This is a genomic window from Spirosoma humi (assembly GCF_054776575.1).
Genome location: NZ_BAAHBR010000015.1, coordinates 304,279 through 329,446 on the forward strand (window position 1 = coordinate 304,279; position 25,168 = coordinate 329,446).

The window sequence follows — 25,168 nt, forward strand, 5'->3', positions numbered from 1 at the left end:
ATGGAGTAACCGTTTGTGAGTTCACTACGTACGCATAAGGCCGTTTCTTATCTGGCCGTATTGACAGGAATAAAAGCCGTCCGAATCGAGCGAAACCAAAATCGGCGAATTACCTTCGTCGGTCGATTGCTGGTTCGTTTCTATGGGTATGGAGAATCAGCGATGCATGACAACCTGACTACCTCTGTAACAATGAAACGAAGCGCATTACCAATCTGGATTCGATTAACGCTGTTTACGCTAGTTACGCTGACAGCCTGCCACCGGCAACTAGCTACCTCAAGCACCTATTATCCGCCGAAAGGCGATAACTGGGCTCACCTTGCTCCCGAAAAAGCAGGCATGGACAAAGCCTTACTCGGTGAGGCTGTCGCCTTCGCCAAAACGCAGGAAACAACCCAGATGGCCCCCGACTTCTCGACCCAGGAAGCGATATTCGGTAAACTCCTTGGCCCCATGCCAACCAGCCGGGCGGCTACCAACGGCATTGTCTTGCGGCATGGGTACATCGTGGCCGAGTGGGGCGACACCCAACGCCCGGACCCTACCTACAGCGTCGCCAAAAGTGTTTTGTCGACGGTTGCAGGCATCACCATCGAGCGGGGCATGATTCCTAATGTGCACGATCCGGTAGCCAACCTGATTCACGATGGCGGCTATGAATCGGCGCAAAATAAAGGCATTACCTGGGAAAATCATCTTCAGCAAACCAGCGAGTGGGAAGGATCGCTTTGGGGTAAAAACAGTGATTTCATTGGTAAAGAAGCGTTTGGGAAAGGCGAACGTAAACCGCGTACGCTTCAGAAGCCCGGCACGTATTACGAATACAATGACGTCCGTATCAACCGAATGGCCCTATCGCTGCTGCGGCTATGGAAAAAGCCACTGCCCGAGGTTGTCCGCGACGAGATCATGAACCCAATCGGTGCGTCGGATAGCTGGCAGTATATTCCGTACCCCAACGCAGTGGCCGATATTGACGGTAAGTCGATGCCATCGGTGAGTGGGGGTACGCGCTGGGGTGGTGGCCTGCGCATCAACGCCCGTGACGAAGCCCGTTTCGGGTATCTTTTTCTGCGCCAGGGTCGCTGGGAAAACCGCCAGATTGTTTCTGCCGACTGGGTGAAGCAGGCCACCACACCCAGCCCGGTTGGCCCCGACTATGGTTACCTGTGGTGGCTGAATACCGGCACCAGCTCTACCGGAAAGAAAGCCTGGCCCGATGCGCCCACAAGCAGTTACGCAGCTATCGGCGCAGGCTCGAACACGATTTGGATCGACCCGGAACACGACATCGTGATTGTCTGGCGCTGGCATAACGGCAGCCCCAACGAACTGATCAAGCGGGTACTGGCGGCCGTGAAAAAGTGATGCAGAATTGGAATGATGTTTGCCCTACTACCGGGCAAACAGTACTTTACCACTTTCTTTAGCTATATGCTTATGCATCTGTGTCGCGTTGCCCTCATTCTATGGTTGTTAGGCTTTGGAAAGGGGTTTGCCCAAACCATTTATCAAGGACCTAAACCCGAGGTTTTAGCTACGGCAGCATCCGAGAAAGCCTTTCTGGCGGACTTCACCACGAAATTTAAACCTGATTTTGACGCGGCCAGTCAGTACGCCAAGCTCAAGACCACCGGTTTGGATGCGTGGGAAATGAGCCTTTTCGACGCGCGCAAAGCCCAGTCTACTTTTTATAAAAGCTATCCCCAGGCCGATCAGTTTTCGAAACCTTTTCGCCAATACGTCGACGCCTGTATCCGCTGGAACTACTGGCATCTATTACTGGCTTATCCGATCCTTCGGGGAGACAGCCAGGCGGCTCAGCCCAACGTGATGTCGCTTCCCTCGGTCATGGTCGAGGAGTTAGCCAACCTACCCGTGAACGACGAAACGGCCCTTCCCGCCGAGCCCTACCAGAATTTCCTATTTTTCTACGTCACGTATATTAATTCTAAAGCCCGGAATTTCGCAAAATACGGCCCGACTGACATTCAAAACAGCCTGATCAACAAAGCCACCGTTGCGCGCCAGCACCTGACGGGCAACGTTTATCAATATGCACTGGCGCGGCTGTTGGTCGAAAACTGTGAACGGGTAACTCCTTCGTCCGCCCGTACCGTGTTCGATTGGCTTAGTAAAACGCCAAACGCTACGGGTTATGTTGCCGTTGCGAAAGCCCGTTGCGGTGACGTGATGGCCCGAAAAGACGAGCCTGTCGTAGTGGCAGCCAAAAAGAAAGCGATAGACCCCAACGCATTTTCCTTTACAAATGAAAAAGGAGAATTGGTGACTCTCGATGAGTTTAAAGGAAAAGTCGTTTACCTCGACGTGTGGGCCAGTTGGTGCGGTCCCTGTCGGGCCGAATTTCCGTTCTCGAAGCAACTTCAGGAACGCCTGACCAAAAAGCAGAAAGAACAAACCGTATTTCTTTACCTGTCTATCGACGATACAGAAGATGCGTGGAAAAAGGCTCTGGCCAGCCTGCAGCTGGCAGGCGAGCAGGGTTTGTCGAAGGGCGGCTGGAAGTCGCGTACGGTGCAGTACTTCGGCATTCAGAGTATACCGCGCTACATCCTGATCAATAAAAATGGCCAGGTCATCGACGCCAATGCCAAACGACCCAGCCAGACCGATGCCGTTCTGGCCGACATTCTTAAATTGATCGCCGACTAATGGAACAGAACTAGATTTTAACCACGGAGGCACAGAGAACACAGAGGTTTTTGGTTGCCTAATCTCTGTGTTCTCTGTGCCTCCGTGGTTAAAATTTTTGGGGTTACTTATTTACGATTTCAACTGCAAATAGAGTTCTTCCACCTGTTTGCGTGCCCAGTCTGTTTTACGCAGGAACGTCAGGCTCGACTTGATGCTGGGGTTACTCGTAAAACAATTGATCCTGATCTTCTGACCCAACGTTGCCCAACCATAGTGGGCCACCAATTCGGTTAGGATCATTTCAAGCGTTTTTCCGTGCAGCGGATTATTAGGCTGTGCATTCATGATACAAAAAACGGCATTATACGGATTACCTGTACGGTTAAATTGCCTCGGCTCCCGGAAATACCCTACCCGGTTTCGCAACCGTTAACCTTCTTTGAGATCGTCACAACATTGGCCGAAGTTTTTAGTTGTTCAGGTATAATTCAGCAAAAGAATTAGCCTACGAAAAAGACCAAATACAAAAGATTTTTTCCGGTATACGCAGCGGGCCTACTATCTTTGATTGCGTTGACCATTCCATTCATCACTACACTCACCGCGCGAGTTGATATTTACTGACTTATATGCCTACTGCTGAACGCGAACGTATCTACGAACGAGCCGACAATAAAGGCTGGAAAAAATGGGGGCCTTATCTGTCCGATCGTGCCTGGGGCACCGTCCGGGAAGATTATAGCCCTTATGGGGATGCCTGGAATTTCGTCAGCCATGACATGGCCCGCTCCCGCGCCTACCGCTGGGGCGAAGAAGGCATTGGCGGTATTTCGGACAACAAAGGGCACATTTGCTTTGCGCTGGCTTTCTGGAACCACAAGGACAACATTCTCAAAGAGCGGCTCTTCGGCCTGAACGGCCCCGAAGGGAATCATGGCGAAGATGTCAAGGAACTGTACTATTATCTGGATAGCACCCCTACGCACTCGTACATGAAAATGCTGTACAAGTATCCGCAGCAGGAGTTCCCTTACAATCGCCTGGTCATCGAATCGACACGAAGAGGGCGGCAGGAACCGGAATTTGAACTGACGGACACCGGCATTTTTGAAAAGGATGAATATTTCGACATATTCATCGAATACGCGAAAGACACCCAGAACGACTGGCTGGTAAAAATTACAGCGCATAATCGCTCAGCCGTTGATGCCCCCCTCACCTTACTGCCCACCATCTGGTTTCGCAATACCTGGTCGTGGGGCTACGAGCAGTACAATGCGCGGCCTATGCTGCATGGCATTGCCAACAACCAGATCGAGGTAAATCACAAGCAGTTAGGAAAATATAAGCTCTACTGCGAAGAGGCCGACGCCTTACTTTTCTGCGACAACGACACCAATTCCGAGCGCTTGTATGGTCGGCCGAACGGGTCGAAGTACACCAAAGACGGCATCAATAACTATATTGTGTCGGGTGGCAAAAAGTCATTTATCAATCCAAACCAGATCGGCACCAAAGCCTCGGCACAATATACCCGCAACGTACCCGCTGGCAAAAGTGTCAGTATCCGGTTGCGGTTCAGCGATCAGACGACCCTGGCCCAGCCCTTCACGGACTTCAATGACATCTGGACCAAACGAATCGATGAAGCGGATGCGTTTTATGCCGATTTACAAAAAAACGTTACCGATCCCGAATTGCTGGCCATTCAGCGGCAGGCCTACGCCGGCATGCTTTGGAGCAAGCAGTTCTACTATTATAATGTCAACGAATGGCTGAAGGGAGACCCGAAAATGCCCGTTCCGTTTCAGGGACGCGTTTATGCGCGGAATGAAAACTGGCGGCATATGTACACGGCCAACATCCTGTCCATGCCCGACAAGTGGGAATACCCCTGGTTTGCGGCCTGGGATCTGGCCTTCCATACCCTGACACTTGCCCGGCTCGACCCCCACTTTGCCAAGCGGCAGCTGGCGGTTATCCTGCGCGAATATTACATGCACCCGAATGGCCAGATTCCGGCTTATGAGTGGAACTTCAGCGATGTAAACCCACCCGTTCATGCCTGGGCAACCTGGAAAGTGTATGAAATCGACAAGGAGCAGAACGGCGTCGGCGACGTAAACTTTCTGGAACGGGTTTTTCACAAGCTGCTGCTGAACTTTACGTGGTGGGTCAACCGGAAAGACGTATCGGGCAACAACATCTTTGGCGGTGGCTTCCTGGGCCTGGATAATATTGGGGTATTCGACCGGAGCCAGCCTCTGCCCATGGGCGGGCGTATCGAACAGGCCGATGGCACCGGCTGGATGGCCATGTACACCCTGAACATGCTGCGGATTGCGTGCGAAATTTCGTTGACCCGTCCTTCCTACCAGGATATGGCCAGTAAGTTTTTCGAGCACTTCCTGCACATTGCCTCGGCCATGAACAACCTCGGGAAGCAGAACATCAGTCTGTGGGACGAAGTTGATCAGTTCTATTATGATGTGCTGCACATGCCCGACCACAATGCGCGGTTGCTGAAAATTCGCTCGATGGTTGGGCTGATTCCCCTGTTCGCGGTCGAAATTCTGGATGAATCGCTGCTGTCGCAGTTGCCGGATTTCAAACGCCGGGTAGAATGGGTGCTCACAAACCGCCCCGATCTGGCCTCGCTGGTGTCGCGCTGGCATGAGCCGGGCAAGGGCGAAACCCACCTGCTGAGCCTGCTGCGCGGGCACCGAATGAAAATGATCCTGAAACGGATGTTCGACGAAACGGAATTCCTGTCTGACTATGGCATTCGTGCGTTGTCGAAATACCACGAAAAAATGCCGTATCAGTTTGAGCTGAACAGCGAAATCTTCCAGGTTCGTTATGTAGCGGCCGAGTCGGAGATGAGCATGTTCGGTGGAAATTCGAACTGGCGCGGACCGATCTGGTTTCCGGTCAATTTTCTGCTCATCGACTCCCTTCTGAAGTTCTACCAGTACTACGGCGACGACTTCGAGATTGAGTACCCCACGAACTCCGGCCACGTAATGAGTGTCAAGCAAGCGACCTTACTCGTTATCGAACGGCTCCTGAACATCTTCCGGCGCGACGAATCGGGGCGGGTAGCGGCCTACGGCGCCGACAAGAAAATGCAGGATGACCCCAACTTCCAGGGCTTGTATCTCTTCTACGAATATTTCAACGGCGACAATGGCATGGGGCTGGGGGCCAGCCACCAAACCGGCTGGACAGGTTTGGTGGCGGACCTGATCGAATACCTCTACAAATACCAGACCCAGCCGCACGAACTGGCCGTAGTGGCCGAGAAATAACGCAAGAAGCCGGACGATGAGTCCGGCTTCTTGCGTTACGGAGTCATCTGACTGAGTATGGCCATACGATGCAGCTCATAGCGCAAGCGCCCCAAATCTGGATACAACAATACGTAATTTGGCTACTGTTTCACATCTGGACTCCCTGACCTTTGTTCCACAAAACAAAAACGGAAAGACAAGTGATGAACACGCTTCTAAAAACGAATTTAGGAACACAGGGTCTTGTAGTGCCCGCCGTTGGCTTAGGGTGCATGGGTATGACACAGATTGCCGGTAGTGATATTTACGGGAAAGCCGATGAAACAGAATCCATCGCTACCATTCACCGATCTCTGGAATTAGGCGGCAATTTCCTGGATACCGCCGATTTGTATGGTCCACTGGCCAACGAACGGTTAATTGCGAAAGCCATTAAGGGAAGCCGGGACAAATACCTTATTGCCACCAAGTTCGGCTTCGAGATAGATGATAACGAACAGCTCACCTGGCAGTTTAACGGCAAACCCGACTACGTAAAGAAAGCCGTCGAACGCTCGCTAAAAAACCTGGGCACCGATTACATCGACCTGTATTACCTGCATCGCCTGGATCCGAATACGCCCATCGAAGATACCGTTGGGGCAATGGCAGACCTGGTTAGTGAAGGCAAAGTGGGATACATAGGACTTTCCGAAGTTTCTTCGGCCACCATCCGGAAAGCGCACCAGATTCATCCATTGTCGGCGGTTCAAACCGAGTACTCTCTGTTTGAACGCAGCGTTGAAGAGGCTGGCATTCTGGATACGCTTCAGGAACTGGGTATCGGCTTTGTAGCGTACTCGCCCCTGGGCAGAGGATTTATTTCGGGCGACAATCGCATTAAAAGCCCGGACGACTTCCCGGCAAATGATTTCAGACGGGGTATCCCCCGCTTTCAGGGTGACTTCTTTTACAAGAACATCGAGCTGGTCAACGAATTGACCCGTTTGGCCAACGAAAAAGACGTGACAACATCCCAGCTAGCCATTGCCTGGGTCATCGCTAAGGGCTTACTGCCGATTCCCGGCACGAAACGGGTCAACTACGTCGAACAGAATATCGCAGCAGCCAGCATCCGCTTAACACCCGAAGAACTCGATCAACTGGAAGCCATCGTTCCGTTAGGGACATCGACCGGCGATCGATACGATGAATCAGGTATGCAATCAATAGATCAATAAACTGGTTATGTAACGTGGACTGCACGAACGGTCCACGTTACGTTCATTCGATGAGAAAAGAACCGACTCAGCCCTACGTTATCACTTCAATTTCTGACCTGCATCGTCTGCTGGCCTTACCTAAACCGGAGCACCCGCTGGTGAGCGTCATCGACATGAGTGATATAAAATGCCATTTTGATGAACACATCAAGAGCATTGTCTACAACTTCTATTCGGTCTGCATCAAGAAAAACTTCACCGGTAAGTTAAAATACGGGCAGAACTATTATGATTTTGATGAAGGCGTAATGACTTTCTTTTCACCCGGCCAAGTCATCTCCACGGTTACGCCCGAGGATATGGCCATGAACGGATGGTGGCTGGTTGTCCATCCCGATTTTATTCAATCGTATGCGTTAGCCAAAAACATCAAAGAGTACGGCTATTTCAGCTACGCCGTCAATGAAGCCTTGCATCTTTCGGATAAGGAAGAGGCCATGATGACGATGCTCATTGAACAGATCGAGCAAGAATACCGATCGACAATCGATCACTACAGTCAGGATGTAATTGTATCGCAGATTGAGCTATTACTCAACTATGCGAATCGCTTTTATAACCGGCAGTTCATTACCAGAAAAAACGCCAGCCATGATTTGCTGACTAAGCTGGAAGGTATCTTGTCCGATTACTTTGACCACGAGCAGGTACAGGAAAAGGGTCTCCCAACGGTTCACTATCTGGCGGAGAAACTGAATGTGTCCCCCACTTACCTGAGTGATCTTTTAAGGAAGCTGACGGGCCAAAGCGCGCAGCAACATATCCATAACAAACTGATTGACAAAGCAAAAGAGATTTTAACAACAACGTCACTGTCGGTCAGTGAAATTGCCTATCAACTCGGTTTCGAATATCCCCAATCCTTCAATAAATTATTCAAGAGCAAAACGAACGTGTCGCCACTTGAATTCCGGCAATCGTTTAACTAAACCGTAACGCGGATCGAACGGACACCCTACTGATACGAAAAACGGGAAGGCCACGTATTGGCCTTCCCGTTTTTAATTGGTGCATACAAATTACAAAAGTAATCCGCTCCGACGCAGCATTGCTTTGGGCGACGGCTCGCGGCCCCGGAATTTCTTGTAGAGTTCCATGGGCTTTTCGCTGCCTCCTTTTTCCAGTACGTTTTTCCGGAAGCTGTCGGCAGCCGCTTTATTGTCCAGACCGCCTTTTTCTTTGAAGAACTCAAAAGCGTCGGCGTCAAGCACTTCGCTCCATTTGTAGCTGTAGTAGCCTGCGGAATAACCACCCGCGAAAATATGCGAGAAGGCTGGACTCACGGCGATTCCGTCAACATGCGGGAACAAATTGGCGACGGAATCGACCCGGCTCTCAACTTGAGAAATGGTCTCGCCGGTGGGTTTCTGGCCGTGATAATACATATCGACCAAACCCAGACGCAACTGACGCAGATTGGCCATGCCCGCCATGAAATTTTGACTGGCGCGAATTTTCTCGATCAGTTCATTCGGAATCACTTCTCCCGTTTGGTAATGCCTAGCGAAGAGTTTCAGCGCTTCCGGATCGTAACACCAGTTTTCCATCACCTGCGAAGGCAGCTCAACGAAATCGCGGGGAACGCTCGTGCCGCTCAGACTTTCGTATTTTCCGTTGGCCAGCATGCCATGCAGACCGTGTCCGAACTCATGGAAAAGCGTCGTAACTTCATAGAACGTCAGTAATGAAGGCTTGGTGTCGGTGGCCGATACCACGGGGCGGGTGAAGTTGCAGACGTTGATGATATGCGGCCGGATGTTCTCGCCGTTCTCAATTTTCTGCCCCTGAATATCATTCATCCAGGCACCACCGCGCTTACCGGCCCGCGGAAAATAATCGCCATAAAAAACAGCCAGAAACTTGCCATCCCTGTCGAACACATCGAAAGTTTTCACCTCTGGGTTATAGACCGGAATATCGGTGCGTTCCTTGAAGGTAACTCCATACAGTTTGTTAGCAACGGTAAAGGCACCGTTCAGCACGTTTTCAAGTTTGAAATACGGCTTCAGGGTCTCGTCGTCAAGATCGTACTTTTCCTTTTTTAGTTTCTCGGCGTAATAGCTGTTATCCCAGGACTGAAGTTTATCCTCCGCAAAGCCGTGGGCTTTCGCATAGGTCGTTAGCTCGGCTAGTTGCCGTTCGGCAGCAGGACGGGCATATGTCACCAGTTCGTCCAGGAAACTTTGTACCTTGTTTCTGGAACCAGCCATGCTTTCTTCCAGTACAAAATCGGCGTGGGTCTGGTAACCCAGCAAATTAGCCCGTTCATAACGCAGCGCAACGATCTTGTTAATAATGGCCGAGTTATCGTTTTTGTCGCCGTGAAAACCGCGACCATTATAAGCCATGAACAGTTTTTTGCGCAGTTCGCGGTTATCGGCATACTGCATGAACGGACCGTAACTTGGTGCCTGTAGGGTGAATACCCAGCCTTCTTTCCCCTTTTGTTTGGCCGTTGCTTTGGCGGCATCACGGGCAAAATCGGGTAAGCCAGCAAGGTCTTTTTCATCCGTCACGACCATTGTGTATTCGTTGGTTTCGTTCAGGACATTCTCGCCAAACTGAAGCGATAGCTGCGACAGTTCTTTATCGATAGCCCGTAACGTTTCTTTCCCTTTTGCGTCCAGGTTAGCGCCATTCCGGGCAAACCGTTTGTACGATTTTTCGAGCAGCATCGCACTTTCGGGATCCAGTTTCAGGCTGACACGTTGGTCGTACACGGCTTTCACCCGCGCAAACAGCTTCTCGTTCAGCGTAATATCGTTCCCGTATTCACTCAGTAACGGCGACGCTTCTTTCACTATTTTCTGAAGATCGGGCGTCGTTTCGGCACCGTTCAGATTGAAGAGCACGGAGGTTACTTTCCCCAGCAAATCACCTGAGCGTTCGAGCGCAACGATGGTGTTTTCGAAGGTTGGGGCAGCGGTATTGGTAACGATGGCATTAACATCTTTGCGGCCCTGCGCCAGTCCATCTTTCAGGGCAGGCAGGTAATCCGCATTTTTAATTTTGTCGAACGGCGCCGTTTGGTGCGGTGTCGTGTACGACGTCAGGAATGGATTCTGGGTCATTTTAGGTTGTTGAAGCGAGGCCGGGGTCTCGAACGGCTGTGCTAGAGCCGATGTAGCGGCTACAGCCAGCAAGACGCCGGTTTGCTTGATTCGTTGATGGCTTAACATACTGGATTGCAAAATGAGTTTCCGACCAACTTACAAAACAATGCCAGAATACGCAACGCTATGTTGCTCCAGCGGTTGTATCAACGGGTGAGTGGAAAACAAAAAACAGCCGCCCAATCTGGCCGGCCGTTTCCAACTCTCCCTTCTTCAATCAATAGCCATAGGGTCTATTATCTGATCCGCGGCTATCTCCATAGCGGCTGTTTCCGTAGCCGCCATTTCCATAACCGCCATTACCCCGCCCCCGACCGGCCATTCGTTCGTAGGGCCGCATGTGCTCGATAACCCGGTCGCGCTGTTGCGAATTGAGAACGGCCATCATATCGATAAACTGCCGTTGCCGTGCCTGCCGGAAGAAATCACGCTGACGGGGATCCCGGACGTTGACATGTTGGGTCTGCTGATTGAAGCGCTCCCGAATCCGGCGAATTTCACGCTCCTGCCGACGGCTCAGATTCAGTTCGCGATCCCACCAATCGAGGTGCCGGTCGAATTGGTAATCATCATAATCGTAGTTGTAATTCGGCTGGCCGTAGCCTTGTTGGGTGGGGTAATTGTTGTTGGGCGAAGGATACCCGTATCGTTGCGCCATGGCGCCGGTCGAGAGCAGGGCAATGAGGGTTGCGGCAGTCAGCAATACTTTTTTCATGGTCGTGTTCCGTTTCAGGTTGTATTTGTCGGTTTGAACAATACACCACCAAATGGTTTAATTTATTCTTCAAATAAATCTAGAATGCTGCCTGAAAAAGGAAATTTTCGACTTTCTTAAAAAACTTAAAGGGGTGATTTGTACCTTGGTTACAATCTTTTACCCAACTAGTCATCCTTTCGTTTTTTCTTCTGTGGTTATCTACAACGCCAAAGATTGGTTTGGTGCACTCCGCCATTTTCAAACCAGTTACGTCATTCGGGTACTCCTACGCCGGGTAGCTTTTGTTGCCGCCTACGGTGCGCTGATCACGCTTGTTGATCAGCACTGGATTGATATCGAAGTACCCATTGACGGGACTTTTTTTTCGCTGTTGGGTATTCTGTTGAGTTTACTGCTTGTCTTCCGAACGAATACCGCTTACGACCGATTCTGGGAAGGGCGTCGGCAATGGGGAATGCTGGTCAATTACAGCCGCAACATGGCGGTGCTGCTGGATTCGCTTTTACCGGACGACGACCGGGCAAATCGAGCCTTTTTTGCGCGTACGCTCGCCAACTTCGCCATTGTCCTGAAAGGCCACTTGCGAACCGGCATTCCAATCGATGAACTGGACGAGATGGAAACGGGTGAGCGGGAAACCTTATTGCAGGCCAAGCATGTTCCGAGTCGGACGGCTGCTCTGCTGATGCGCCGGTTGCAGACATTAAAACGCGAACATGTAATCAGCGAAGGCGATATGATTACGATGCGATCGTATCATCAGGCGCTGCTCGACATCACGGGCTCCTGCGAACGGATCAAGAGCACCCCGATTCCTTTTTCTTACAGCTTCTTTATTAAGTTATTCATCACCCTTTATTTGCTGCTTATGCCGCTTGTGCTGGTTGAAACTTATCAGTATTTCACCATCGTGGCAATTACGTTTGCGGCTTATGCGCTGCTCGGCGTGGAAATGATCGGTGATGAAATAGAAGAACCGTTTGGGATAGATTGCAATGATTTACCGCTCAATCAGATTGCCCAGACCATCCGACGGAACATGCACGAGACCCTCACCGGAGAGGTGTTAGCGATGCCTCCGGCGCAGGTCGAGTATCAAAAAGTGAATTAAGCTAGTACTTGTAATCCGTCAATGGAGCCTGATCTTCCCGTTTGACAATCTGTTCGTACTTCGCCCGGTCGAATTCGCCTTCGTTGTTCGCGATAAAGATAGTAGCGACCGTATTGCCAATGATGTTGGTGATGGAACGGGCCTCGGACATAAACCGATCGACACCCAGCAGCAACGCCAGCCCTTCCACCGGAATGACCTTAATGGCCGTTAACGTGCTGGCCAAAACGATGAAACCACTGCCCGTTACCCCGGCGGCCCCTTTCGACGTCACCATCAGGATGCCGATAATGGTTAGCTCCTGCCCGAGACTAAGGTTAACGCCGAAAACCTGGGCCAGAAATACCGTCGCCATAACCAGGTAAATGGTTGTGCCATCGAGGTTAAACGAATAGCCAGCCGGAACCACCAGTCCCACTACCGACCGGGAACACCCCATCGTTTCCAGCTTATCCATAATCTGCGGCAGCGCCGACTCGGACGACGACGTGCCCAGCACGATCAACAACTCTTCTTTGATAAACTTCAGTACGGTCCACAGACTGATTTTGTAATACCGAAGAATCAGGTTCAGGACAACGAACACAAAGAGGAACATGGAGGCATACACCGTTCCCATGAGTTTAGCCAGCGGCAGTAAGGTACTCAAGCCGTACTTGCCGATGGTGAAGGCCATCCCGCCGAAAGCCCCAATGGGAGCCAGCACCATCACCACACTCAGGATATTAAAAAACACCTTCGATAAGCGTTCGAAGGTGAGAATAAGCGGTTTGCCCGTTTCGCCCATTCGGGTGAGTCCAACGCCAAAGAGAACAGAGAAGACGAGCACCTGCAGTATTTCTCCTTCGGCAAAGGCCTTGACGGCGTTACTCGGCACAATATGAATAAAGAACTCCGTCCAGTCCATTCCTGCTCCCTGTTCAGTGTATTTGCTAACGTCTCCCCCTTTCACGGCTGCCGTTTCCACACCGTCGCCGGGACGAATCAGGTTCGCCAATACCAAGCCGATACCCAGCGCACCCGTTGTGACAATCTCGAAATAAAGTAGTGCCTTTCCCCCTACCCGGCCAACCTTCTTAAGATCGCCCATATTACTGATCCCCAGCACAATGGTCAGAAAAATAATGGGGGCAATGACCATCTTGATCAAATTGATGAAGATGTCGCCAAGAGGTTTTAGTTTCGCGGCCGTTTCAGGGAAAAAATAGCCCGTCAGAATGCCCAGCGTTATGGCGATCAGAACGCGTACGGTGAGGTTATTGAGGAGTTTCATTGGGTGAAAGATACGCTGAAAATGGAGAATGTATACGGGTTGGGGCCGTCATTTCCCGGTATACACGATTCCTGGTGCTCAAACCGTATGCAATTTCAACACCTGCTGTTTCACTTCATGAATGCGGTCGTTGAAGTTCATGCTCAGAAAATCGATGTTAGGAACCAGAATGGCGTCGAGTAATTGCTTCACCGGTTCGTCATGTGGAATGCGTTTACCCGTAGCGACGCTAATGTATTTCGACGTCATCCACAAGACATTTTTGAGGTGAGTCTTGCCATCGTCGGTCATGATGTATTCCGTCACGGTCGTATCTTCACTTACGTAAATCAGCCTCGACAGAATCCGTACCCATTCGCTCACCCGCGCTGGCCGAACGTAGGCAATTTGATGCTGGTACACGACCCAGCTCGTTTTCAGTTCCTGAAATAACTGGCCGGGGTTGAAGTCATACAGCTTAGCGACCTGGTCTTCACGGGCATTGAAGTAGTAGTCGAAATACTTTGCATTATTGAGGTGCTGCAACGGATCGCAGTCCTGAAAGCGAATAATTACCCGCGATTCGGTTTCGGTCGGGTAACTACGATTGGGGTCACGTTTAAACATTTTCTAAACCGGGATTAATCTGACTTTACTAATGTATCTGCTTTTAAACACTCGTCCGTAGGTGAACCCTTACCCTGACGTAAATTCCCCTGAACGGATGCAAGAGACGATTCGGAACCAATGTTAACCAAAAATCATAGAAAACATGTCAATCCCATAAATCCTGTCGGTCTCCCGGGCGGTTCAGACAATTTTCAGCCATATTTACGTTAGTACAAAAAAATCACTATTTACTTACAATCACTGCCTTATGAAACATACGCGTTTTCTGCTGCCTTTACTCTCGCTATTTATTACGCTGACGGCTTTTGCGCCCGCCGATGACTCTGAAGCCGTTGTTGGCACGTGGTTGAATGGCACCAAGAAAGGGCATGTACAAATTTATAAACAGGGAGGTACCTATTTCGGCAAACTCGTCTGGCTGGGTCAGCCAACCGACCCGGCTACCGGAAAGCCCCGAACCGACGAGAAAAACGCTGACGTATCCAAGCGGTCACGTCCTTTAATGAACATGCTCTTAATGTATAACTTTAAGTACGACGGAGGCAATTTATGGAGTGATGGCAAAATTTACAATCCTGAAGACGGTAAAGAATACAATTGCAAAATGACGCTGAAAGACCCGAATACTCTGGAAGTTCGGGGGTATGTGGGCATTTCCCTGTTTGGCAAAACCCAGACCTGGACGCGGATTAAGTAGACTGGTTTCGTTTGCAGTTTTTGGTTGACTGACGCCTACATGGGCAACGCTAACACGCGCGTGCCAGCCAAACACACGACTCACCCCCATTCGTCAAAACAATTTCGTCTCGTCATAGTTCTATTTATGTAATCAAGGTGATTATGTATCATTCAACGCTATAAAAGACTACGATCATGAACGAGACAACCATCAAAGGCGGCTGGAACGAATTAAAAGGTAAAATCAAACAAGCCTATGGCGATTTGACCGACGACGACCTAACCTACACCGAAGGCAAAGAAGACGAAATGTGGGGCAAGATCCAGCAAAAAACAGGAAAAACGAAAGACGAAATCAACAAGTCAATTGCTGATTTATAGACGGTTCCGTCAACAACAGAAAAGCCGAAACGTTAGCGTTTCGGCTTTTCTGTTGTTGACGGGTGCCCCCTGCATCAAATTCCCGGCTCCCAGCCTTTTTCGTACTGGCGTGTCCATAGTTTCATGGCATCAGCATCGCGGATATGACCGTTTTTAGCGTCGACCGCAAACGATTTATTGGTGCGGTAAGCGATGTTCGCCAGATGACAGAGCAGCGTACTTCTGGCCCCTTCCTCGATGGTGGAGTTCTGCTTGGCTTTTCCCCGAACGGCATCGAAGAAATTCATCATGTGGAGCGTCGTCATGTCGCCACCGCCCCCCAGCGCCGTACCCGACTCCGACCCTTTGGCTTTGCTTGTTTTTATGACTTTGCCATCGCGGGCAAAGAGTGTGTATCCATCCCGATCTACATAAACGGTACCGTTGCTGCCGTAAATGATCGTGCCACGGTCACTGCCGTAGGTTTTATGTCCATTACGGCTCTTCCCATCCCACTTGATAATTTTATCACCCGGAAACCGGAACGTTGCGTCCATCGTATCGTAAACAGCCCAGCCATCTTCCGGAAATGACCGTTTGGCAGCCTCTACTGTCACGTATTCGGGAAACTCGACCTGCAACGCCCAGCGGGCTACGTCCAGTTCGTGGGTCGCGTTGTTGCCCGCTTCGGCAGTGCCATATGTCCAACCGTACCAGTGCCAGTTGTAGTCCCAGGTATCGTGCGTGTAGGGTACGCGTGGGGCTGGCCCCTGAAATAAGTCCCAGTCGAGTCCGTCAGGAGCCGGTGCTTTTTTAGGGGCAGGAACTTCACCCCGGGCATTGGCGTAAAAAGCCACCGCCTTATAAGCCTTTCCGATAACACCATTATGGATTTGGCCAATGATATCGATAGATTCCGGCGACGAGCGTTGCTGATTGCCCATCTGGATAATTTTGCCGTATTTTTTCTGGAACTCGACCAGGATTTCACCTTCGCGGGGGTTGTGACTACAGGGTTTTTCGACATACACGTGCTTACCCGCCAGCACGGCCATCCAGGTACCCGGTGCATGCCAATGATCGGGGGTAGCGTTGATCAGCACATCCACGTTCTTATCGGCAATCACCTTCCGAATGTCGTTCTCCAGCTTTGGCGTGTAGGTAATGTGCTTCGAGAATTTCTGCACTGCAGCTTCGCGCTGTTTTTTCATTACATCGCACAGGTACACCAACTCGACGTTGCTTTCTTTTTTGGCAATTGGCTCATAATACGCCGGCAACCGCCGACCAAGCCCGGCAATGGCCACGTTCAGCCGTTCGTTGGCCCCGATGATTTTGGCGTAGCTCTTAGCCGACATCCCGTTTGCCAGTCCACCAACGGTCAGGCCAGCGGTGCCTAAAGCCGCTTTTTTAATAAATTCTCTTCTTGAACTTTCCATGGTATTCAGGTTAATATAATTCGCCAATTATGCTTTTCGTTTGCCCTGTTTTGTAGCATCACAGACGCCTTTGAAGTACCCGACGGATGCGGTCATCGCATCGTCGCCGTATCGCTTGTCGGGCCCGTGTCGAAACAACTTATCATCCATAAAAAACGATGTTCCTTATTTTCTACTGGCAAGAGCCAATTTTCAGGAGACAGGTTCTGGCCAGACAGGGTTCGTATTGTTCGATATTTACCTACCGGATGGGAATCGTATACTTGCCAAGCTCTACCGTTCATCCTAATTTTTGTTAAAGCGCTACAAAAGCCGTTGCTCGCCAATTCCTTTATGCGTAACTATACGGCTAGTTTATTGCCAACCCAACTAACTGTATTTTTATGAAAAATAACCTTACCAAAAGGGGTTTGCTGGCCGCTGCCTGGTTTGCCAGCAGCCTAACGTTCTCTTCGGCACAGGACAACAAAACGGCAGCCCTACCCGAAGGCATTAGCAAAGGCGCATCTGTTGAAGGCATTACCGAGTATAATCTGAAAAATGGGCTGAAAGTCCTGCTCTTTCCTGATCCATCCAAACCCACCATCACGGTCAATATTACCTACCTCGTTGGTTCGCGCCATGAGGGTCTGGGCGAAACCGGTATGGCTCACTTGCTGGAGCACATGGTTTTCAAAGGGTCGACCAAGCACACCAACATCCCCCAGGAACTCACCTCCCACGGCGCCCGCCCGAACGGTACGACCTGGCTCGATCGCACCAATTACTTCGAAACCTTTTCGGCCACCGACGAGAACCTGAAATGGGCACTCGATCTCGAATCTGACCGGATGGTGAACTCGTTCATTAAAAAAGAGGACCTCGCCACCGAGTTCTCTGTTGTTCGGAATGAGTTTGAAATGGGAGAGAACTCCCCGCAGAATGTTCTGAATGAGCGCGTCGTGTCGTCGGCGTACCTCTGGCATAACTACGGCAACTCGACCATCGGCAACCGGACCGATATTGAGAAAGTGCCCATCGAAAACCTTCAGGCGTTTTACAAGAAATTTTACCAGCCCGACAACGCCGTGTTGGTCGTGGCTGGCAAAATCGACGAGCCCAAAACACTGGCCCTGATCAACCAGTATTTCGGTGCCATTCCACGCCCGACACGGGTATTGCAGCCTACCTATAGCCAGGAGCCTACCCAGGACGGCGAACGGATGGTCACTCTCCGGCGCGTAGGCGACACGAAAGTAGTGTCGGCCTTGTACCACATTATGCCCGGCTCTCACCCCGACTACCCAACGATGGACGTGGTGATCGAACTGCTGACCAATGAGCCATCCGGCCGCCTGTATAAAGCCCTGGTCGAGACCAAGAAAGCGTCGCAGCAGTATGGTTATTCATTTACTACCAAAGATCCGGGCTACGTGTATTTCGCAGCAGAAATGCTCAAAGACAAATCGCTTGACGATGCCAAAACGGCATTGCTCTCAACGCTCGACTCCGTTGCCATCAAGACACCATCGAAAGAAGAAATTGACCGCGCCAAGGCCAAACTCCTGAAAGATGTTGAACTGAGTTTTAAAAACGCCGAGCGCGTGGGGCTGGCCATGAGTGAGTACATCGCAACGGGCGACTGGCGGCTGGGATTCCTGTACCGGGATGCCCTCGAAAAAGTAGCCCCCGCCGACGTTAAGCGCGTAGCCAGTTATTACTTCAAGCCTTCCAACCGTACCGTTGGTGTATTTATTCCGGAACAAACCCCCGACCGGGTTGACGTACCGAATGCCCCTGACATTGCGTCCCTGGTGAAAGACTACAAAGGCCGGGCGCTGGTTGCCCAGGGCGAGGCATTTGACCCATCACCGGCTAACATCGACGGCCGGACCCGCCGTTCTGAACAGCCCAACACCATCGAGCTCGCTTTCCTGCCCAAATCAACACGGGGCAACGAAGTAAACGCCCGCATGACCCTGCGGTACGGTGATCAGAAAAGCCTGATGAACAAGAGTGCAATCTCGGTGTTCACGGCCTCAATGCTCGACAAAGGCACGACTACCCGCAGCCGTCAGCAGATTAAAGATGAACTCGACAAACTAAAAGCACAGGTTGGCGTATTCGGCGGTGGCAATCAGGTTAACGTGACCATCAAAACGACCAAAGAAAACCTGCCGGCCGTTATTCGGCTCGTGGGTGATATGCTGAAGCATCCGGCCTTCGACGCCAATGAGTTTGAGAAACTAAAACAGGAACAACTAGCACAGATCGAATCGCAACGCTCGGAACCCCAGTCGCTTGCCTTCACCGCGTTCCAACGGCAAATGAACCCGTATCCGAAAGAAGACGTACGCTATACCTCGACCCCCGACGAAGATGTGGCCGATGTGAAAGCCCTGAAGCTGGATGACCTGAAACAGTTTCATAAGGATTTTTATGGCGCACAGAACGCAACCCTGGCCATCGTTGGCGACTTCGACGAGACGCCCGTTCGGAAAGTAGTGACCGATGAGCTAGGCACCTGGAAAGCGAAAAAGCCGTTTAGCCGCCTGGTTTCGCCTTACAATGACATTAAGCCAACTCCCCAATCGCTGGAGGCCCCCGATAAAGCCAATGCCTTCATGGTTGCCGGGGTCAACCTTCCGCTGCGCGATGATGATCCTGATTATCCAGCCCTTGTTCTTGGCAACTACATGCTCGGTGGCGGCTTCCTGAACTCGCGGCTGGCTGTTCGTATTCGTCAGAAAGAAGGGATCAGCTATGGCGTAGGCTCGCAATTATCGGCCAACCCGCTCGACAAAACGGGTATCTTCATGACCTATGCTATCTACAATCCGGAAAACGCCGAACGGCTGGAAAAAGCTTTCCGCGAAGAAATGGAAAAAGTGGTGAAAGAAGGGTTCACGGCGGACGAAATCAAAGCGGCCCGGTCGGGCTTACTGCAATCCCGGATGGTATCGCGGGCGCAGGATCCATCGCTGGCGAGTACGCTGAACAACTACCTGTACCTGAACCGGACAATGGGTTGGGATGCGGATTTCGAAAAGAAAATGGAAAGCCTGACACCCGAACAAGTTAATGCTGCGATGAAGAAACACATCGACCCATCGAAAATTTCGATTATCAAAGCAGGTGATTTTGCCAAAGCGGCCAAGAAAGCGTCGGAAAAACAACCGGCGTCGTCGGTGAGTGGCGGTAAGAACTAAGCGGAACCGCCAAGGCGGCCCTTCGGGATTAGTTCGATGGACATGATGGATATGATTTTGGCTTTCTCAGAAAGCTTACTATAAATCAGACGAATCAATGAATCATATTAATCCCAAAGGGCCGCCTGGGCGGTTCTTTTTTTAGGCGGATTAACTATAATTATCGTTATTTACCTAAAAAATAAGTTTCAACATGAAAAAAGTAATCCTGGTCTCATTTTTTGGGTTGCTGGCGCTGCAAAGCTGGGCGCAGGACCGTATTGTTTTGTTGCGGGATACAAGCCGGTTACATCTCTCGTTAGCCGAGATGACTAAGAAATACCCCCCAGCTTTCGCTCGTGAAATTGGCGAAAAGGGCGTTTTCGGGCGGCATGGGAAAATGTTCATGGATACTATGCACACTCGTAGTCAGCAATTTTTCAGGTATGTAGAACGAACTAAAAAGCAGTTGCCCCTGACAGGCATTATGCTAAATACCTGGGAGTTTGTCCAGGCTGACGGCACCTATGACCGCATCTTCTGCGAATTTTCAGGCAGGGAACTCACCGACCAGCAGGAAAGCCAGTTTTTACAGTTCGTAGCCCAATGGTACGGCCAGCACCCTTTTCCGCTCAAGACCACATCTGGTTTTCGCTGGCAAAGTATGTCTATTTTAGGCTCTGTGCCGCCAAAACGTGTTGCCCGCACTGGTCCGGGTATACTCAGCACTCTCGAAGCCGCGGAAAAAACCACTCGACCTGACACGGTTACGACGCTGGCGTTTAACCAACTGGGATTGAGTTCGATTCCGGAGGTTGTTTACCGATTTCCCAAATTAGTGGAGTTGGACCTCACCCGCAACAATCTACATGAGCTACCCGCCCGCTTGACTGCCGATATCCGAACCCTGAAACGGCTGAGTATCCTTTACAATGCGATTCCAAATGATAGTGTGTTCTTTACACGAAACAAACACCTGGTATCCCTGAATCTACAGGGCAACAAATTGACCAGCATACCAGCCTCTATCCGGCAGAACCGGCGCCTGGAGAGTCTCTGGATGGGAAATAATCAGTTGTCCGACATTGATGTGAAAACCTTACGTCGGTTACACCGATTGACCGACCTCAATTTATACAGCGCCGGCCTGACTCAGTTACCCAAAACGATTGGGCGTTTAAAACACGTAAAGGTGCTGGATTTATACTATAACAAATTCACCAAACTGCCTAACGAACTGGGTCGCATGAAACGCCTGGAGCAATTGGCCGTGGCGCACAATGATTTGCATGATTTACCGCCATCACTGGCTCGATTACGCCGATTGCAGGTAATTTTCGCGCACCATAATCGAATTAGTCAGCTACCGGCTGAATACAAAAAGCTCCAGCGGCTACGGGTACTCGATCTAGGCTATAACTGGTTTAACGCAGTGCCTGCTGTTTTGGGCTCGCTGTCGGCGCTGGAGGAAGTAGACTTCAATAACAATAATTTACGGGCGTTTCCAACCATGCTGACATCCCTCCGAAACCTGAAAAAAGTCTACCTGGGTAGCAACCCGCTATTCGGCAATGAAGCGATGTCAAGCCCATATGCCCCGCAAATTAAAGCCCTGGAAGCGAATCATACGCAGGTCACCTACTAGTCTGCTTTTAAGACGAAGCGTTGATTTTCTATAACCAATTTCAGATAGTGTAAAAAAGAAACGCGTTGACGGATAGAAACATACGTTGTTGTTGTTAACTCAGCATCCGTCTGTCTGTTGTATGCAAGCCGTTACCTCTCCTGTTTCCACCAAACCAAATCCTGTTACGCTCTGGGCGAACCTAATCTCCGTCTACATTCTTTGGGGGTCGACCTACCTGTTCATTCATTTCATGACCGAACGGATGCCTCCTTTGTATATGGTTTCTGCGCGGTACCTGATCGCTGGCGTCATTCTCTATAGCTACGCCCGCTTTACCGGCACACCGAACCCAACCCTGGCCGAATGGAAGTCGTCGGGTATCATCGGGATATTACTCCTAGCTATTGCAAACGGTTGTCTGTCAGTAGGCATTCAATACATTCCGAGCGGCATGGCCGCGCTGATGGGTGGTCTGCTGCCGGTTTATCTGCTTTCGCTCAACTGGATTTCATTTGGTAAGAAACGGCCTAGTAACCTGGCGCTGGCTGGACTAGCCATTGGCCTTCTCGGTATTTACCTGCTGGTCAAACCCGATAAACTTCAGGGTACGGGTGGGGTCGACGCGAAATTGATTGGCGTGGGCCTGGTGGCGGCAGGCAACTTTGCCTGGGCCATTGGCACGCTGCTTACGCCCCGCCTTACTCTGCCATCAGGCACGATTTCGAGTGGTATTCAGATGATTGTTGGGGGGCTGGTTTTGCTACCGGTCAGTTTAGCGATAGAGCCGGTTGGACTGTTGAGCATTTTCGACGCCCCTCAAAAAGCCATTGGCTCCATGATTTACCTGGTCATTTTCGGCAGCATCATTGGGTTTTCATCCTACTCCTGGCTAGCCCGCAATGCCTCTCCACAGCTTCTGTCTACCTACGCTTTCGTGAACCCTGTTGTGGCTATGTTGTTGGGAACGACTTTCGCCGGAGAGACTTTTTCGAGCCAATCGTTTATCGGAGCCGCCATCGCCCTTATCGGCGTTGTATTGATTACTATCGGGAGAAAATAATGTTGAATGCGTGAATGATAGAATGAGTGAATAAAACTGCGCTATCTATTCACTCATTCTATCGTTCACGCATTCAACATTATTTATTCCGGCGGTGGGCTCACGCTCGTCCAGCCCCCGTCGACAACCAGGCTCTGTCCGGTAATGTGCCGGGATTCGGGCGAAACCAGAAACAAAGCGGCATTGGCGATATCCTCAACGGTTGCTGGCCGACCCATTGGAGTAATCCGCGACCAAATGGGGATGTACGTCGGATCGTCGAGTGTCCGTTCGGTGAGCGTGGCTCCCGGCGCAATTGCGTTTACGGTGATGCCAAGGGGCGAAAAATCAATGACCAACTGTTTGGCCAGCATCTCCAGCCCTGCTTTGGTCATGCTGTACACCGGCAATCCGGGATGCGCCTGATGCCCTACCACCGACGACATAAACAAGACGCTTCCCCCCTTCCCCTGCCTGCGCATTTGGAGTGATGCCGCCTGGGCCAGGAAAAAGCTGCCCCGCAAATTCAGGTTTACGATCTTCGCAAACGAGTCGGGCGTGGTCGTGAAAATGTCGCCAAAAATGGTAATCCCCGCGTTCGCAATAGCAATGTCCAATGAACCGAACAGGCGCACGGCCGTATCGACCATTTCCTGGATAAAAGACACGTCTGATGCGTCGCCTGGAAAAGCGTGGCACGTTCCCCCTTCCTGCCGAATTTGGTCGGTGGCCTGCTGAGCTAACGTTTCGTCATAATCGTTGAGCAATACGGCCGCTCCCTGCTGGGCCAGGGAGCGGGCTATGGCGAAGCCAATACCTTGACCGGCCCCCGTGATTAGTACGCTTTGGTTCTCGAATCTAGTAGGCATACTCAGTGGCTATCCCTTTTCACTTCGCTGCCGGACCCGCCCCGCAGAAAATCAAAATCTGCCCCTTCGTGCGCCTGGGTTACGTGCCGGATGTACAGGTTTACGTACCCCCGGCTATAGCCTAAATCGAGCGGTTTGAAATGCACGAGTCGACCGGCCAGTTCCTGATCCGATACGTGCAGGTGAAGGCTCCGATTATCGACATCTAGCGTAATCAGGTCGCCGTTTTGCACCAGCGCCAGATTGCCGCCCACGGCCGCTTCGGGCGATACGTGCAGCACAACTGTCCCGAAACCGGTGCCGCTCATGCGTCCATCCGAAATGCGAACCATGTCGTGCACACCCTGTTCCAGAATTTTGGCGGGTAGCTGCATGTTCCCGACTTCGGGCATACCCGGATATCCCTTCGGTCCCACGTTTTTTAAGACCAGCACGCAGGTCGGGTCAACATCCAGATTGGGATCGTCGATCCGGGCTTTGTAATCATCGATATTCTCAAATACAACCGCTCGGCCCGTGTGCTGCATCAGGTGGGGCGACGCGGCCGACGGCTTCAATACGGCTCCGTTCGGGCAGAGATTGCCCCGCAGCACCGCTACGCCCGACTCAGGCTTGAAGGGCTGATCGACCGAAGCGATCACCGCCGGGTCGTAGCACTGTGCATCCGCGCAATTGTCGCCGATCGAATGCCCGTTGACGGTTATGGCGTCGTTGTTGAGTACATCCCGCAGTTCGCGGATAACGGCGGGCAGGCCACCGGCATAAAATAAATCCTCTACGAAATGCTCTCCGGAAGGCTGGAGATTTGCCAGCAGTGGGATTTTGGCCGATAGGGTGTCAAAATCATCCAGCGATAAATCGACACCTACCCGTCCGGCAATAGCCGTCAGGTGCAATATGAAGTTGGTCGATCCTCCAAGGGCGGCATTGACCATGATGGCGTTTTCAAACGCTTGCCGAGTTAGAATTTGCGACGGCTTTACGCCCTCTTTTACTAACTCCACCATCCGGACACCCGTCATGTGGGCCAAGACTTTCCGGCGTGAATCGGCAGCAGGGATGGTCGCGTTATCGGGCAGCGACAGGCCCAGCGACTCCACCATAGCCGCCATCGTGCTGGCCGTGCCCATTACGGCACAGTGCCCCTGACTACGGGCCATACTGGCTTCGGCGGCTACGAATTCGGCCTGGCTCATCTCACCCATTTTGTACGATTCGGCAAAACGCCAGAGGTCGCTGGTCCCGATTTTTCGTCCCTGAAAGCGCCCCGCCAGCATCGGTCCGCCCGACACCACCATCGTGGGAATATCCACGCTACACGCGCCCATCACCAGTGAAGGCGTTGTTTTGTCGCAGCCACACATGAGAATGACGCCATCAATCGAATTGCCCCGAATGCTTTCTTCGACATCCATGCTGGCCAGGTTGCGAAAGAGCATGGCCGTAGGCTTGATCTGGCACTCGCCCAGTGACATGACCGGAAACTCCAGCGGAAAACCACCCGCTTCCCAAACGCCCCGCTTGATGGCTTCGGCCAGTTCACGGAAGTGGGCATTGCAGGGCGTCAGCTCCGACCATGTATTGCAAATACCGATAACGGGCTTTCCTTCGAACTCGTGGTGCGGGAAGCCCTGATTTTTCATCCAGGCACGATAAATAAAGCCGTCTTTTCCGGTGCGGCCAAACCAGTCTCGGGAGCGTAATGGCATTTTATTGGACTGTTAACTATTGAGGGTAAAGTGTATCGGTAGTCTTTTTTTACTGTTAAAAACGATCAGGGTTAGCAGATAAATCTATTTCTAACGAATAAACAGGGCGCGCATTTTTCTCTTCACAAAAACGTATAGGTATTCTTGCCAACTAATGTTCTGAGGGTCAGTTTGTTCCGGACGAAGCCGCTTCATACCGGCTTCGTCATATGTACGAAAACTATATAATTTATTGATTATCAAGGC

At 51.2% G+C, this 25,168-nt stretch carries 20 protein-coding genes; 11 read left to right on the forward strand and 9 right to left on the reverse strand.

Going from position 1 to position 25,168, the window contains the following annotated elements:
- The first annotated feature begins 15 nt into the window (after positions 1–15).
- Together ACYU8Y_RS17575 and ACYU8Y_RS17580 are read left to right on the forward strand one after the other, a co-directional pair.
- Positions 16–1,371, forward strand: coding sequence for a serine hydrolase domain-containing protein (locus tag ACYU8Y_RS17575; protein ID WP_460939358.1), 1,356 nt, complete (start codon positions 16–18; stop codon positions 1,369–1,371).
- 72 nt (positions 1,372–1,443) lie between these two features.
- A complete protein-coding gene (locus ACYU8Y_RS17580) occupies positions 1,444–2,676 on the forward strand; it encodes a TlpA family protein disulfide reductase (RefSeq protein WP_460939359.1) in 1,233 nt (410 codons plus the stop codon).
- A gap of 111 nt (positions 2,677–2,787) precedes the next feature.
- Here the strand turns inward: ACYU8Y_RS17580 and ACYU8Y_RS17585 are convergent, their stop codons facing one another.
- Positions 2,788–3,003, reverse strand: a complete 216-nt coding sequence (locus tag ACYU8Y_RS17585; RefSeq protein WP_460939360.1) for a VF530 family protein — start codon at positions 3,001–3,003, stop codon at positions 2,788–2,790.
- Between the two features lie 284 nt (positions 3,004–3,287).
- On the opposite strand from ACYU8Y_RS17585, the gene ACYU8Y_RS17590 reads away from it, so the two are divergent.
- The 3 genes from ACYU8Y_RS17590 to ACYU8Y_RS17600 all read left to right on the forward strand — a co-directional run bounded on the left by ACYU8Y_RS17590 (position 3,288) and on the right by ACYU8Y_RS17600 (position 8,139).
- A complete protein-coding gene (locus ACYU8Y_RS17590; protein ID WP_460939361.1) occupies positions 3,288–5,966 on the forward strand; it encodes an MGH1-like glycoside hydrolase domain-containing protein in 2,679 nt (892 codons plus the stop codon).
- Positions 5,967–6,151: 185 nt separating this feature from the next.
- The gene (locus ACYU8Y_RS17595; protein WP_460939362.1) at positions 6,152–7,168 is read left to right on the forward strand and encodes an aldo/keto reductase; all 1,017 of its coding nucleotides are present in this window, start codon (positions 6,152–6,154) and stop codon (positions 7,166–7,168) included.
- Positions 7,169–7,218: 50 nt separating this feature from the next.
- Positions 7,219–8,139: a helix-turn-helix domain-containing protein gene (locus ACYU8Y_RS17600; protein ID WP_460939363.1), complete on the forward strand. Its 921-nt coding sequence runs from the start codon at positions 7,219–7,221 to the stop codon at positions 8,137–8,139.
- A 90-nt stretch (positions 8,140–8,229) separates the two neighbouring features.
- Here the strand turns inward: ACYU8Y_RS17600 and ACYU8Y_RS17605 are convergent, their stop codons facing one another.
- Complete coding sequence (locus ACYU8Y_RS17605; RefSeq protein ID WP_460940317.1) at positions 8,230–10,281, reverse strand: M3 family metallopeptidase; 2,052 nt, start codon at positions 10,279–10,281, stop codon at positions 8,230–8,232.
- Between the two features lie 259 nt (positions 10,282–10,540).
- Complete coding sequence (locus ACYU8Y_RS17610) at positions 10,541–11,038, reverse strand: hypothetical protein (protein ID WP_460939364.1); 498 nt, start codon at positions 11,036–11,038, stop codon at positions 10,541–10,543.
- 193 nt (positions 11,039–11,231) lie between these two features.
- On the opposite strand from ACYU8Y_RS17610, the gene ACYU8Y_RS17615 reads away from it, so the two are divergent.
- Positions 11,232–12,152 (forward strand): bestrophin family protein, encoded by a 921-nt coding sequence (locus ACYU8Y_RS17615; RefSeq protein ID WP_460939365.1) that lies wholly within the window; start codon positions 11,232–11,234, stop codon positions 12,150–12,152.
- A 1-nt stretch (position 12,153) separates the two neighbouring features.
- On the opposite strand, the gene ACYU8Y_RS17620 is transcribed toward ACYU8Y_RS17615, so the two are convergent.
- Both ACYU8Y_RS17620 and ACYU8Y_RS17625 read right to left on the reverse strand, forming a co-directional pair.
- Positions 12,154–13,425 (reverse strand): dicarboxylate/amino acid:cation symporter, encoded by a 1,272-nt coding sequence (locus tag ACYU8Y_RS17620; protein WP_460939366.1) that lies wholly within the window; start codon positions 13,423–13,425, stop codon positions 12,154–12,156.
- A gap of 78 nt (positions 13,426–13,503) precedes the next feature.
- Positions 13,504–14,031 (reverse strand): acyl-CoA thioesterase, encoded by a 528-nt coding sequence (locus tag ACYU8Y_RS17625; RefSeq protein WP_460939367.1) that lies wholly within the window; start codon positions 14,029–14,031, stop codon positions 13,504–13,506.
- A gap of 250 nt (positions 14,032–14,281) precedes the next feature.
- Here ACYU8Y_RS17625 and ACYU8Y_RS17630 point away from each other — a divergent pair, with 250 nt between their 5' ends.
- Both ACYU8Y_RS17630 and ACYU8Y_RS17635 read left to right on the forward strand, forming a co-directional pair.
- Positions 14,282–14,731 carry a DUF2147 domain-containing protein gene (locus ACYU8Y_RS17630; protein WP_460939368.1) on the forward strand — a complete coding sequence of 150 codons (450 nt, stop codon included), beginning with the start codon at positions 14,282–14,284 and terminating at the stop codon, positions 14,729–14,731.
- Between the two features lie 176 nt (positions 14,732–14,907).
- Positions 14,908–15,093 (forward strand): CsbD family protein, encoded by a 186-nt coding sequence (locus ACYU8Y_RS17635; protein WP_460939369.1) that lies wholly within the window; start codon positions 14,908–14,910, stop codon positions 15,091–15,093.
- 74 nt (positions 15,094–15,167) lie between these two features.
- On the opposite strand, the gene ACYU8Y_RS17640 is transcribed toward ACYU8Y_RS17635, so the two are convergent.
- Together ACYU8Y_RS17640 and ACYU8Y_RS17645 are read right to left on the reverse strand one after the other, a co-directional pair.
- Positions 15,168–16,511 carry a Gfo/Idh/MocA family protein gene (locus ACYU8Y_RS17640; protein WP_460939370.1) on the reverse strand — a complete coding sequence of 448 codons (1,344 nt, stop codon included), beginning with the start codon at positions 16,509–16,511 and terminating at the stop codon, positions 15,168–15,170.
- 27 nt (positions 16,512–16,538) lie between these two features.
- Positions 16,539–16,661, reverse strand: a complete 123-nt coding sequence (locus ACYU8Y_RS17645) for a hypothetical protein (RefSeq protein WP_460939371.1) — start codon at positions 16,659–16,661, stop codon at positions 16,539–16,541.
- 233 nt (positions 16,662–16,894) lie between these two features.
- Between ACYU8Y_RS17645 and ACYU8Y_RS17650 the strand changes: the two genes are divergently transcribed.
- From ACYU8Y_RS17650 to ACYU8Y_RS17660, 3 genes are all read left to right on the forward strand, one after another.
- Positions 16,895–19,699: a M16 family metallopeptidase gene (locus ACYU8Y_RS17650; protein ID WP_460939372.1), complete on the forward strand. Its 2,805-nt coding sequence runs from the start codon at positions 16,895–16,897 to the stop codon at positions 19,697–19,699.
- Positions 19,700–19,892: 193 nt separating this feature from the next.
- A complete protein-coding gene (locus tag ACYU8Y_RS17655; protein WP_460939373.1) occupies positions 19,893–21,323 on the forward strand; it encodes a leucine-rich repeat domain-containing protein in 1,431 nt (476 codons plus the stop codon).
- Between the two features lie 121 nt (positions 21,324–21,444).
- Positions 21,445–22,365: an EamA family transporter gene (locus ACYU8Y_RS17660; protein ID WP_460939374.1), complete on the forward strand. Its 921-nt coding sequence runs from the start codon at positions 21,445–21,447 to the stop codon at positions 22,363–22,365.
- Positions 22,366–22,448: 83 nt separating this feature from the next.
- On the opposite strand, the gene ACYU8Y_RS17665 is transcribed toward ACYU8Y_RS17660, so the two are convergent.
- Both ACYU8Y_RS17665 and ACYU8Y_RS17670 read right to left on the reverse strand, forming a co-directional pair.
- Positions 22,449–23,213: an SDR family NAD(P)-dependent oxidoreductase gene (locus ACYU8Y_RS17665; protein ID WP_460939375.1), complete on the reverse strand. Its 765-nt coding sequence runs from the start codon at positions 23,211–23,213 to the stop codon at positions 22,449–22,451.
- Between the two features lie 2 nt (positions 23,214–23,215).
- The gene (locus ACYU8Y_RS17670; RefSeq protein WP_460939376.1) at positions 23,216–24,922 is read right to left on the reverse strand and encodes an IlvD/Edd family dehydratase; all 1,707 of its coding nucleotides are present in this window, start codon (positions 24,920–24,922) and stop codon (positions 23,216–23,218) included.
- Between the last annotated feature and the right edge of the window lie 246 nt (positions 24,923–25,168).